The 11014-nt window shown below is 72.1% G+C and carries 13 protein-coding genes; 5 read left to right on the top strand and 8 right to left on the bottom strand.

Annotated elements, in window-relative coordinates; translation table 11 throughout:
• Nucleotides 1-20: 20 nt before the first annotated feature.
• Together ACSTA4_RS29185 and ACSTA4_RS29190 are read right to left on the bottom strand one after the other, a co-directional pair.
• Nucleotides 21-572, bottom strand: a complete 552-nt coding sequence (locus tag ACSTA4_RS29185) for an N-acetyltransferase (RefSeq protein ID WP_444961876.1) — start codon at nt 570-572, stop codon at nt 21-23.
• Between the two features lie 88 nt (nt 573-660).
• Nucleotides 661-759, bottom strand: a complete 99-nt coding sequence (locus tag ACSTA4_RS29190; RefSeq protein WP_013155722.1) for a hypothetical protein — start codon at nt 757-759, stop codon at nt 661-663.
• Nucleotides 760-939: 180 nt separating this feature from the next.
• On the opposite strand from ACSTA4_RS29190, the gene ACSTA4_RS29195 reads away from it, so the two are divergent.
• The 3 genes from ACSTA4_RS29195 to ACSTA4_RS29205 all read left to right on the top strand — a co-directional run bounded on the left by ACSTA4_RS29195 (nt 940) and on the right by ACSTA4_RS29205 (nt 5209).
• On the top strand, nt 940-1521 hold the full coding sequence (locus ACSTA4_RS29195) for a GNAT family N-acetyltransferase (RefSeq protein ID WP_444961877.1): 582 nt from the start codon (nt 940-942) through the stop codon (nt 1519-1521).
• A 62-nt stretch (nt 1522-1583) separates the two neighbouring features.
• Entirely contained in the window at nt 1584-4103 is a 2520-nt protein-coding gene (lanKC, locus tag ACSTA4_RS29200) for a class III lanthionine synthetase LanKC (RefSeq protein WP_444961878.1), read from the top strand.
• Between the two features lie 380 nt (nt 4104-4483).
• Nucleotides 4484-5209 (top strand): class I SAM-dependent DNA methyltransferase, encoded by a 726-nt coding sequence (locus ACSTA4_RS29205; protein ID WP_444961879.1) that lies wholly within the window; start codon nt 4484-4486, stop codon nt 5207-5209.
• A gap of 6 nt (nt 5210-5215) precedes the next feature.
• Here the strand turns inward: ACSTA4_RS29205 and ACSTA4_RS29210 are convergent, their stop codons facing one another.
• The 5 genes from ACSTA4_RS29210 to ACSTA4_RS29230 form a co-directional block, all read right to left on the bottom strand.
• Nucleotides 5216-5980: a DUF4429 domain-containing protein gene (locus ACSTA4_RS29210; RefSeq protein ID WP_444961880.1), complete on the bottom strand. Its 765-nt coding sequence runs from the start codon at nt 5978-5980 to the stop codon at nt 5216-5218.
• 21 nt (nt 5981-6001) lie between these two features.
• Nucleotides 6002-7006: an ATP-binding cassette domain-containing protein gene (locus tag ACSTA4_RS29215; protein ID WP_444961881.1), complete on the bottom strand. Its 1005-nt coding sequence runs from the start codon at nt 7004-7006 to the stop codon at nt 6002-6004.
• A 73-nt stretch (nt 7007-7079) separates the two neighbouring features.
• Nucleotides 7080-7637 carry an N-acetyltransferase gene (locus ACSTA4_RS29220; protein WP_444961882.1) on the bottom strand — a complete coding sequence of 186 codons (558 nt, stop codon included), beginning with the start codon at nt 7635-7637 and terminating at the stop codon, nt 7080-7082.
• Between the two features lie 281 nt (nt 7638-7918).
• Entirely contained in the window at nt 7919-8041 is a 123-nt protein-coding gene (locus tag ACSTA4_RS29225) for a SapB/AmfS family lantipeptide (protein ID WP_444961883.1), read from the bottom strand.
• A gap of 160 nt (nt 8042-8201) precedes the next feature.
• Nucleotides 8202-8324 (bottom strand): hypothetical protein, encoded by a 123-nt coding sequence (locus ACSTA4_RS29230; RefSeq protein WP_013155730.1) that lies wholly within the window; start codon nt 8322-8324, stop codon nt 8202-8204.
• A 314-nt stretch (nt 8325-8638) separates the two neighbouring features.
• On the opposite strand from ACSTA4_RS29230, the gene ACSTA4_RS29235 reads away from it, so the two are divergent.
• Together ACSTA4_RS29235 and ACSTA4_RS29240 are read left to right on the top strand one after the other, a co-directional pair.
• A complete protein-coding gene (locus tag ACSTA4_RS29235) occupies nt 8639-9241 on the top strand; it encodes a GNAT family N-acetyltransferase (RefSeq protein WP_444961884.1) in 603 nt (200 codons plus the stop codon).
• 49 nt (nt 9242-9290) lie between these two features.
• Complete coding sequence (locus tag ACSTA4_RS29240) at nt 9291-10148, top strand: ABC transporter permease (RefSeq protein WP_444961885.1); 858 nt, start codon at nt 9291-9293, stop codon at nt 10146-10148.
• A gap of 41 nt (nt 10149-10189) precedes the next feature.
• On the opposite strand, the gene eda is transcribed toward ACSTA4_RS29240, so the two are convergent.
• The gene (gene eda, locus ACSTA4_RS29245) at nt 10190-10822 is read right to left on the bottom strand and encodes a bifunctional 4-hydroxy-2-oxoglutarate aldolase/2-dehydro-3-deoxy-phosphogluconate aldolase (protein WP_444961886.1); all 633 of its coding nucleotides are present in this window, start codon (nt 10820-10822) and stop codon (nt 10190-10192) included.
• Between the last annotated feature and the right edge of the window lie 192 nt (nt 10823-11014).

Here is an 11014-nt window from a genome sequence, read left to right on the forward strand (position 1 = left end):
GCCCGTCCGCGGGGCCGCGCTCACGCCGTCCTCCCGGCCGCGGCGTCCCGGACGTAACCGGTCCCGGCCGCGTCCCACGCCTCCCGGTAGACGGCGAAGATCCGCACCGAGCGCAGCCGTTCGCCGTCGAGCACGTACTCGGAGAGCGTCCCCTCCCGGTGCACCTCGACGCCGCTCGCCCGCAGCGCGGGCAGCCCGCTGTCGACCACCCAGAAGTAGACCTTGCGGATGTTCCACATCGCGAAGGCGTAGTTCACGGCGAGGGCGTGGGCGTGCTCCACGCCCTCGGGGCCCAGCACCTCCGGGTCCGCGGCCACGGAGCACTTGACGTAGCGCCCCAGCGGATTCAGGGAGTGGAGGGAGGCGTAGCCCCCGACCCTTCCCGACCCCGGTTCCTCCGCGAGGAACTGCGCGGCCACGCCCTCGAACTCCTTGGGCCACAGGGACGCGAAGACGTCCCTGCTGGGAAGGCCCCCCAGCCCGTGCCGCGAGAGCTCGTCGTGGACCGCCTCCCCCGACCTCTCCGCCGTGGAGGCGAACCTGACGGCGCGCGTCACGATATGCGGGAACACGATCTCCTGCACCACATCTCCCGTCGCCCCGAACGGGGCAGAGAAAAGCGCTGTGAAGAATGGATTTCTCCACAGCGCATCAGAGGAATCAGCTGCAACCGACGTAGCTGAGACCGCTGTTCAGCAGAACGGCTTCATCGAGGACGGTGTCCATCTCCTGAAGGGACAGGACGTCAGAGAGAACCATGGCTGGCCTCCTTTCCTTCGCGTGGGCCGACACTGGCGGGACAGAACCTAGGACAATTCCTCCGGCTCGACAAGAAGACAGACCGGACCGGGGCCCCGGAGGCGGCGGCTGTCCCGCCGGCGGGACGCCGCGCGGCGGGAGGGGGTCCGCGCCGAGGCGCGGACACTAGGGTGTGGCGCCATGCTCACACTGCACCTGGAGACCCCGCGTATCAGGTTCGGTCCCATCGCCCCGGAGAAGGTCGGAGAACTCTACGACCTCCTCGTGGAACTGGGCCTGGAAAGCCTTCCGTCACGGGACGCCTTCATCGAGTCCTACCACTCGGTGGCCAAGCGCTTCGTCGACGTATTCGAGATCCAATTCCGCAGTACGGGCGAGGTCCTCGGTTTCGCGTCGATTCGTGAACACGATCCGGCGGGGCACGTGAAACTGGGCATCTTCATGCGCACGGACCGCCTTCCCGTGGGTGTGGGAGCCGAGTCCATGATGATGCTCGTCAACTACGCCTTCGCCCACTGGGATTACCTGCGGAAGGTATACGTTCTGACGACGGACGCGAGTCTGGGGAAATTCGGCTCGGCGCTCGCCAGCACACCCCGGGAGGCGTCCCTCCCCCGGCACGTCTACTTCCAGGGCCGCCTGTGGGACCTGCACTTCTACTCGGTCTCCCGCGGTGCCTGGACCGCCAAGGGGGCGCCCATCCTCGACCGGATCGCGCGCGGACCGCGTTCGAGACGGTCCGAGGGACCGGACCGCGGCTGAGCCGCCGACCGCGAGCCGGACGCAGCACCCGCCACACCGCCCATCCCGGAGGGAAGCCCCCCATGCTCGACCTGGTCGAGATGTACACGCTCGCGGACCCGTTGTTCTTCGAGGAGCCGAGCAGGCTCACGGACGACTCCCCCAACGCCCTCGTGACCCCGGCGGACCTGTCCGTCACGAGGCTGGACCCGCCCCCGGGTTGGCGGCGCGAGCGCGACGGCCTGTGGCACGTCGTCTCCCCGGAGGCTCCGGACCTGCCCGAGCAGGGCTGGAAGATCCACGTCTCGGCGACCGTGGACAACGCGGACGCGATCTGCCGCGAGGTGTGGGACCACTGCACGGAGCACGGCCTGGTGTTCAAGTACCTGTTGAACAGGAACATCCTGGTCGCGGCCAACACCAAGTACGCCCCCCGGGCCTCCAGCGGCAAACTGCTCACCGTCTACCCCCGCGACGAGGAGGAGCTGGAGAGGACCCTGCACGCGCTCTCCGCGCGCGTGGGCGGGCAGCCGGGCCCCTACGTCCTGAGCGACCTGCGGTGGGACCGGGGGCCCCTGCACGTCAGGTACGGCGCCTTCCGACAGATGTGGTGCCTCGACGAACACGGTTCCCGGGTCCCGGCACTGCGCGACCCCGACGGAGCACTGGTTCCGGACCGCCGGCTGCCCTCGTTCACCCCGCCTCCCTGGGTGATCCTCCCGTCCTTCCTCCAGCCGCACCTCGACGCCCGCTCGACCGGGGAGCGCGTGCCCTACCTCGTCGACAGGGCCCTGCACTTCTCCAACGGCGGAGGGATCTACCTGGGACGCCGCGAGGAGGACGGCACCCGGGTCGTGCTCAAGGAGGCCCGTCCCCACGCCGGGCTCGACCGCGAGCTGCGCGACGCGGTCTCCCGCCAGACACGGGAGGAGGAGAACCTGCGGCGTCTGGACGGGGTGCCCGGCGTGCCCCGGTTCCTGGACAGCTTCACCCTGGGCGGCCACCGCTTCCTGGTCCAGGAGTACAAGGAGGGCCGGACCCTGGGCTCCTGGTGCGCCGTGCACCACCCCGGCGTCACCGAGGCGTACGCCGACGCCGACGCCCTCGCCGCCTTCACCGTGCGCGCCCTGCGCATCCTGGGCCGGCTGGAGGCGGTGCTCGACGCCGTCCACGACCGCGGCCTGGTCTTCGCGGACCTGCACGCCAACAACGTGCTGGTGGACGAGGACGACGGGGTCTGCCTGATCGACTACGAACTGGCCTTCGACGCGAAGAGGGAGGGGCACCGGGCCCCGCTCGGAGCCCCCGGGTTCGCCAGCGCCGACCGGGTCGGCACCGCGGTCGACCGGTACGCCCTGGCAGCGACCCGCCTGTCGGTCTTCCTGCCCTTCTCCCGGATCACCGCCCTGTCGCCGCACAAGGCCGCGGAGCTGGTGGACCTGCTCCGCGAGCTCTACCCCGTCCCCCGCGAGTGGGCCGACGAGATCGAGCGCGAACTGGTCCCGGAGCGCCCGGAGGAGGCCCCCGGGCGCCCGCCCGTGTCCCTGGGCTCCGTCGCGGCGGGCATCACCGCCTCCGCGACCCCGGAGCGGACCGACCGGCTGTTCCCCGGGGACCTCCAGCAGTTCCTCTCCGGCGGCTACGGAGTGGCCCACGGCGCGGCCGGTGTCCTGTGGGCGCTGGAGCGCGCGGGCGGGGAACGCTTCCCGGAGCACGAGGAGTGGCTGCTCTCCGCCGCGCGGCGGCTGCGCTCCCCCGGCCCGGGCTTCTACGACGGCGTCAGCGGCCTGGCCTACGTCCTGGACCACCTCGGCCACCACGACGAGGCCGACGAACTGCTGGAGCGCCACGCCGGGGAGGAGTGCGGCGGGATCTCCCTCTTCTCCGGCACGGCGGGCGTGTGCGCCGCGCTCGTCCACCTCTCCCGGGGCGGCGCGGACGACGCGCGCATGACCCGCGCCCTCGCCCTGGGCGGGCGGCTCTCGGAGGCGGTCGCGGAGGCGGAGGCGGCCACGGAGCCCCCGAGGCCCGGACGCGCGGGGCTCATGCGGGGATGGAGCGGCGTTGCCCTGGCCGTGCTGAACCTGTACCGGGCGACGGGGGACGGCCTGTGGCTCGACACGGCGGCGCAGGCCCTGCACCTGGACCTGGACCAGTGCGTCTCCGCCCCCGACGGCACCCTGCTGGTACGCGACCGCGGGGCGCGGGCCCTGCCCAACATCGACGCCGGGGGGCTGGGCGTCGCCCTGGTCGTCAAGGAGCTCCTGGCGCATCGCGAGGACGGGCGCTGCGCCGAGAGCCTCCCCGCGCTGACCCGTTCATGCCACACCCTGCTGTACGCCCAGGCGGACCTGTTCCACGGCAAGGCGGGCCAGGTGGCGGCGCTGGCCCGTCTGGGCGGAGCGCCCGAGGCGCTGCGCTCCCGGGTCGCCGAACTGGAGTGGTACGCCCTGCCCTTCCGGGGGCGGACCGCCTTCCACGGCGGCCGGGTGCCGCGGCTGTCGATGGACCTGGCCACGGGCGGAGCGGGCGTACTCCTCGCCCTGGCCGCCGCCGAAGGGGGCGGCCGACCGTTCCTCCCCTTCTTCTCCGAGGCCACGTAGGCAGTGTTTTTGGACCTCCGCTCCGCTTCGTCCCACCCGTCGCCCGCCACCACCCTCAACGGACGCCTACGGCGCGGTCCTGCTTGTGTTCGGGCGCCCGGAGAACGGGAATCGGGTTGAAGCAGGCACAGCGGCGCCTACGGCGGGTTCGCTCGTGCCCACCCGTCGCCCACCACCACCCTCAACCGACGCCTACGGCGCAGTCCCCCCACGGGAACCCGCCTCCGCCACCTCCAGAACCCCGTGGGCGCCCGAACCGACCCCCACAACTGAGACCGGTTCAAAAAACAGACCCTAGGGCTGCGGAACCGGACCGGACGGAACGCGGCCGGGACGGCGTACGCCCCGGGCCCGCCGACCATGGACGAAGGACCGATCGGATGTACGACACCTACTACGCCGCCGTCTACGACGCGGTGATGATCCACCGGGGCAAGGACTACGCCGCCGAGGCCGACCGGATCGGCGAGATCGTCCGGGAGCGGCGGCCCGACTCCGCCTCGCTGCTGGACGTGGCGTGCGGGACGGGCCTGCACCTGCGCGCGTTCGCGGAGCGCTTCGACGAGGTGGCGGGCCTGGACGGGTCGCGGGAGATGCTGGCGCTGGCCCGGGCGCGCGTCCCGGGCCTGCGGACCTGGTGCTCGGACCTGCGGGAGACGGCGCTGGAGGCGCGTTTCGACGCCATCACCTACCTGTTCGCCGTCCCGCACCTGGAGTCGGAGGCGGAGCTGGACGCCGTGGTCCGGTCGCTCGCGGACCACCTGAACCCGGGAGGGCTCCTCCTCCTGGAACCCTGGATCGGCCCGGACGGTTTCACGCCCGGTTACGTCTCACGGGACGTGGTGGAGGACGGCGACCGCACGATCATGCGCCTGTCCCACTCCGCCTCCGTGCCCGGGCGGCGCGACCGGATGTCGATCGTCGTGCACTACGCCGTGGCCGACCCCGCGGAGGGGCTGCGCCACGCCACCGAGTCGACGGAGATGTCCCTGTTCACCCCGGAGCAGTACGCGGCGGCCTTCGAACGGGCCGGGTGCGAGGCCGAGCACCTGAGGACCGAGCCGTTCGCGCACGGACTGTGGGTGGCCCGGCGCCGCGACGGCTGATCCGGCTCAGCGCTCCTCCCCCTCCGGCAGCGCGCGCCGGACGGAGCCTCCGAGCTCCCCCCGCCGCGCCGACGGGTGGGGGAGCCGCGCGGCCACGGCCGTGGCCACCGCGGCCGTGGTCCCGCCCTCGTAGTCGCGGCCCCACTGGCTCCAGTGGACGGAGAAGGGGTCGTACCGGGGCTCGGTGCGGTCGCCGCGGCCGTCCGCCGTCACGAACCTCAGGCTGCCGTCGTGGCCGCCCGCCACGGAGGTCCACCGCACCTCGGCGATGTCCTCCAGCGCGAGCTGCTGGGGGCCCGCCGCGCGTTTGGCCGCCTCCGCCTTCCAGTTGGGCCTGATGTAGACGTGGGTCCCGTCGAAGACGACGGACGCGTCACCCGCCTCGGAGCGCACCGGAGCCCCGGGGGCCCCGACCAGGTACCGGTCCGGGGCGCCCTCGGAGGGCAGGGCGGCGAGCTCCTCGGTGACGGTCTCCGCGAAGTACTCGGCCACCAGGACACGGGAGCGGCCGACCCTGAGCTGGTACGGGTCACCCCTGCGGGCCAGCAGGCCCCGGGTGACCTCGGTGAAGGGGTCAGCGCCCGGGCGGAGGTGCGCCCGCAGGGTCCCGCCTCCGCGCCGGGGTTCGAGGACGACGCCCGCCAGCGCGGGCAGCGGCAGCGAGACCACGCCCAGGGCACGGCGCAGCTGGTGGGACCTGCGGCCCGGGGTGATCCACACGGCCGCGCCGTCGAAGGACCACGAGCCGTCGCGCGCGCTTACCTCAGCCATGCCGTCATCGTAGGGGAGAGGTCACCGCCCGGCCCCTTCGACGGAGGGCGCGGCCCCCTCGCCGCGCTCCTCGGCGGGGGTGTTGATGCCCCGGCCGGTGTGGGCGAGGAAGACGTCGTCCAACGAGGGCGACCTGACCTGAACCGACGTGATCTCGGTGTCCGTCTCGGCGAACAGGCGGGGGACGAACCGGCGCCCGTCGGCCACCGTGAACCAGACGGTGTCGCCCTCGACCACCGGGGCCGTGTCCAGGATCGGCCGGAGCCGCTCGCAGAGCGCCCCGGGGTCGCGCGCGACGATCTCCACGCGGTCCCGCCCGATCCCCGCCTTGAGTTCGGCGGGGCTGCCGACCGTGACGATCCCACCGCCGTCGATGATGGCGATGCGGCCGCAGTTCTCCGCCTCCTCCAGGTAGTGCGTGGTCATGAGCACGGTGACGCCCTCGCGCTCGTTGAGCTCCCTGACCCGGTCCCAGATGGCCTCCCTGGAGCGGGGGTCGAGCCCGGCGGTCGGCTCGTCCAGGAACAGCAGGCGCGGACCGTGCAGCAGCCCCCTGGCGATCTCCAGCCGTCGCCGCATACCGCCGGAGTAGGTACCCGCGAGCCTCTCCCGCTCCTCCCACAGGCCCACGTCCCGCAGTGCCCGGGAGACCCTCTCGTCGACCTCCCCCGGGGGCACCCCGTAGATCTCCGCGTGGAACCTGAGGTTGTACCAGCCCGTCAGGTAGCGGTCGAGGGTCTGCTCCTGGAACACCAGGCCGATGCTGCGGCGCACGTCGGGCCGTTCCCGGACGATGTCGAAACCCGCGATCGAGCCCGTCCCGGAGGTCGGTGTGACCAGGGTCGAGAGCATGCCGATCAGCGTGGACTTGCCCGCTCCGTTGGGCCCGAGTAGACCGAACAGCTCCCCTGGGGCCACGTCCAGGTCCACCCCCCTGACGGCCTCGACCTCGCCGAAGCGCTTGGTCAGTCCGCGCGCGCGGACCATGGCCCGCGGGCCGGAGCCGTTCACCGACGTGTTCTCCAACAGTCCTCCGTACGTAGGGCGCCCCGTGTCGGGCGCGCGGACGCGGGCGCCCCGGCCCCGCGGGCCGGAACCCTCACGCGGGGTCCGCCCGGCCGACGCGCCCGTCGACGAAGCCGGTCCCGGTCCGCTCCCACGCGTCCCGGTAGACCGCGAAGACGCGGGCCGTACGCAGTGTGCCCCCGACGAGCACGTACTCGGGCAGGGAGCCCTCCAGCCGGACCTCGGCCCCGGTGCGGCGCAACGCGGAGGGGTCCTCCTCCAGGGTCCACAGGTAGAGCTTCCTGAGGTTCCACATGGAGAACGCGTAGTTGACGGTGAGCGCGTGGGCGTCGGTGGCGCCCCGCGGCCCCAGGACCGCCTCGTCCGCCGCCAGGGAGCAGCAGCCGTGGCGCGCCTGGAAGTTGAACCCGTGCAGGGAGGCGTAGCCCGCGACCCGCCCGGAGCCCGGGACGCGCACGAGGAACTGCGCGCCGACCTGGTCGTACGCGCCCGGCCACAGGGCCTCGAACACCTCGCGTCCGGGCACTCCGGCCACGCCGTGCCCGACGAGTTCGTCGTACACCCCGCCGCCCCTCCTGGTGTCGGTGGGGTCGAGCACCGCGTCGGCGGAGCCGGTGTGGGGGAAGATCATCGGACACGACCTCTCGCGGGCCGGGCCGTCGCGCCCGGCCGGACGTCGGGGGGAGCGCCGCGGAGCAGGACGCCTCCGCGGCACTCCCATCAGGGGGCCTAGGGTCTGTTTTTTGAACCGGTCTCAGCTTGTGGGGGTCGGTTCGGGCGCCCACGGGGTTCTGGAGGGGCCGGAGACGGGTTCGTGAGGAACGAGCGAACCCGTCGTAGGCGCCGAAGGTTCCCGTTCTCCGGGCGCCCGAACACGGACCGAAGCGGAGCGGAGGTCCAGAAAAACACTGCCTAGGCGGGGCGGACGATCACGTCACCGCTGCATCCGACGAGGCTGAGGCCGCTGTTCAGCATGGTGCTCTCGTCGACAGCGATCTCGAAACTCTGCAAATCGAGAACGTCGGAAAGGGTCATGTTCCCTCCTCGGAAGAGAATGGACGGGAGTGCCGGCACGAAAGGAACATAGAAGAACTCGGGACCGCCCACAAGAGAGGTTCCCTCGCCCGCCCGGACAGCTCCCGTCCTCCTTTGGTGGGATCATCGGCAGAACCCCTTCCGCGTGGCGCGCCGGGCCTCAGGCGGGCCTGACGATGACGTCGCCGCTGCAGCCGACATAGCTCAGACCGCTGTTGAGGAGGGCCTCCGCCTCCAACCGCACACCCAGGGACTGGAGGGAGAGGACATCGGAAATGATCATGTTTCCGCCTTTCTCGGATGCGTTTCCGACAGGACGCGCCAGAACCTAGACAAGGGTTTCCAGGGGCGCAAGGGAAAGGCGTGGAACCGCACGTCCCGCCGGCGGGACGTTTACGCGCGGGGCCCTCGGACCCTTCCCCGACACGCGACGCCCTTTCGCGGACTTTCACGCGAGGACGTTCGGGGTGCTTTCTCCGCCCTTCCGCGCAGGCCGCGCTATGGGAGCGCTCCCATAACCGAGGGCGCGTGCAAGGATGGCCTCTCCCCCGGGCTGCCACGCCCGACGGTCCCACGGAAAGGCCAGGGCAGTCGGCGATGATCTCCCTCCACCTCGAAACCCCCCGTGTCCGGTTCCGCCCCATCGGGGAGGACAACGTCCTCGGGCTGTACCAACTGCTGCTGAGGCTCGGGATCGAGACGCTCCCGGCCCGGGACAGCTTCGCGTCGTCCTTCAGGGCGCTGGACGGTTCGGACGTCACCGTGCTCCAGATCGAGGCCGCCGGAAGCGGCGAGGTCCTGGGGTTCGCCTCGGTCCGCGAGCGCAGCCCGGCCGGACACGTGAAGATCGGCATCTTCATGGACCCGGACGGACTCGCCGCGGGCGTCGGCGCCGAATCCATGATGCTCCTCGTCAACTACGCGTTCGCGCGCTGGGACGACATCAGGAAGGTGTACGCGCTGACCACGGACGCGAGCCTCATGCACTTCGGTTCGGCGCTGTTCGCCACGCCCAGGGAGGCGACGCTCCCCGGCCACGTCTACTTCCGGGGACGGCTGTGGGACCTGCACTACTACTCGGTCTCCCGGGAGCACTGGCTCCAGACGGGGGCCCGGCTCCTCGCGCGCATCACCGGGGGCCGGTCGCGGCGGGAGGGCGGCCCGGTGGGGATCGGCTCCGCGCCGGTCTGGACCGAGTGACGGGCGCCCGGACCGGCCCCCCACCACCACGAGCAAGGACAAGGACCAGATGACGGCCACGCGACGGCGCCCGCTCCCCACCTCGCCCTTCGGGCTCGGCCACGACCTGCGCACGGTCCGGGTCGTGCTCAAGCGCGACCTCTTCCGCTTCGTCCACGACGTCAGCCGGGGCGTGGCGATGCTGCTCCAGTCGGTGATGTGGCTGTTCGTCATCGGGGTGGGCTTCGGCTCCCTCATCCCGAGGGGCGAGGACGACCTCCCGCTGACCGCCGTGATGTTCCCGGGCGTGGTCGTCATGACCGTCATGGGGACGGCGGTGTCCGCCGCGGCGACCATCGTCACCGACCGCGAGGTCGGCTTCCTGCGCGGAATGCTCGTCGCCCCGGCCAAGCGCTCCGCGCTGATCCTGGGCAAGATCCTCTCGGGCGCGGTCCTGGCCACCCTCCAGGCCAGCATCATCCTGGCGGTGGCCGGCCTCGCGGGGGTGCCCTACGCGCCGGGGCTGATGCTGACCCTGTTCGGGCTCACCTTCCTGGTGGCGCTGACGGCGTCGGCGGTGGGCGTCCTCATCGCGATCTCGGTCCGGGGCAGCGAGGCGTTCATGGGGATGGCCCAGCTGGTCATCTCACCCCTGGTCCTGCTGTCGGGCGCCATGTTCCCCATCGGGAACCTCCCCTCCTGGCTCACCGCGATCACACTGGTCAACCCCGTCACCTACGTCGTCGACCCCATGCGCCAGGCGGTCTTCGCCCACCTGGACACCTCACCGGAGACCGAGGCGCTGTTCAACCCCGGCATCACCTGGTTCGGCTGGCAGATCCCCTGGGCGGCCGAGGTCGCCCTCGTGGCGGGCGTGGGCGCCCTGCTGGTCTGGCTGACGGTGGTCAGGTTCGGCGACTCCGAGTAGCGGGCGCCCCGGTCCCGGCGGGACCGGGGCGCGGGGCGGCGCTACAGGGCGGCGGCCTCCCTGGCCAGAACGGTGATCCGCTCCCACTCCCCCGCCGCCACCAGGTCGGCCGGGGTCAGCCAGCTGCCGCCCACGCAGCCCACGTTGGGCAGCGCGAGGTAGGCGGGGGCCGAAGCGACGGTGATGCCGCCGGTCGGGCAGAACCGCACCTGGGGCAGGGGGCCCGCCAGCGACTTCAGGAACGCCGCGCCGCCCGAGGCCTCGGCCGGGAAGAACTTCATCTCCGTCACCCCGCGCTCCAGGAGCGCCAGGGCCTCGGAGACGGTGCCCACGCCGGGCAGGAAGGGCAGGCCCGTGTCGGACATGGCCGATGCCAGCCGGTCGGTGCACCCCGGGCTGACCAGGAAGCGCGCTCCCGCCTCGGCGGCCGCGGCCGCCTGGTCGGGGGTGGCCACGGTGCCCGCGCCGACCACGGCCTCGGGCACCTCGGCGGCGATCCGCGCGATGGCCTCCAGCGCGGCCGGGGTCCGCAGGGTCACCTCGATGCCCGGCAGGCCGCCCGCCACCAGCGCGCGGGCCAGCGGCACGGCGGAGTCGGCGTCCGAGACGACCACCACCGGCATCACCGGGGCCAGGTCGAGGATGTCGGCGCCCGAACGGGGGTTCGTCGTCATCTGAATCCTTTCGAGGAAACTCTGGTCTTCAGGCCAGAGAGGAATCGGGCTCCTACGGAGCGGGACGGTCAACGGTGGTTCGCCCCCGGGCGAATCACCATCCACCAAAATCACCAAACCCACCAACCACCACTCGAAGCGGTAATAGCTTGCTTCGCGTCGGCTCAGACGAGGACCACGTCCGGGCCCTCC

Source organism: Nocardiopsis sp. M1B1, assembly GCF_052466615.1.

Bases quoted from the DNA above. Each gene is read 5' to 3' on its own strand.
- lanKC (WP_444961878.1), top strand. From the start codon at position 1,584: ATGCTCGACCTGGTCGAGATGTACACGCTCGCGGACCCGTTGTTCTTC.
- ACSTA4_RS29195 (WP_444961877.1), top strand. From the start codon at position 940: ATGCTCACACTGCACCTGGAGACCCCGCGTATCAGGTTCGGTCCCATC.
- ACSTA4_RS29220 (WP_444961882.1), bottom strand. From the start codon at position 7,637: ATGATCTTCCCCCACACCGGCTCCGCCGACGCGGTGCTCGACCCCACC.
- ACSTA4_RS29225 (WP_444961883.1), bottom strand. From the start codon at position 8,041: ATGACCCTTTCCGACGTTCTCGATTTGCAGAGTTTCGAGATCGCTGTC.
- eda (WP_444961886.1), bottom strand. From the start codon at position 10,822: ATGACGACGAACCCCCGTTCGGGCGCCGACATCCTCGACCTGGCCCCG.
- ACSTA4_RS29235 (WP_444961884.1), top strand. From the start codon at position 8,639: ATGATCTCCCTCCACCTCGAAACCCCCCGTGTCCGGTTCCGCCCCATC.
- ACSTA4_RS29205 (WP_444961879.1), top strand. From the start codon at position 4,484: ATGTACGACACCTACTACGCCGCCGTCTACGACGCGGTGATGATCCAC.
- ACSTA4_RS29240 (WP_444961885.1), top strand. From the start codon at position 9,291: ATGACGGCCACGCGACGGCGCCCGCTCCCCACCTCGCCCTTCGGGCTC.
- ACSTA4_RS29230 (WP_013155730.1), bottom strand. From the start codon at position 8,324: ATGATCATTTCCGATGTCCTCTCCCTCCAGTCCCTGGGTGTGCGGTTG.
- ACSTA4_RS29190 (WP_013155722.1), bottom strand. From the start codon at position 759: ATGGTTCTCTCTGACGTCCTGTCCCTTCAGGAGATGGACACCGTCCTC.
- ACSTA4_RS29210 (WP_444961880.1), bottom strand. From the start codon at position 5,980: ATGGCTGAGGTAAGCGCGCGCGACGGCTCGTGGTCCTTCGACGGCGCG.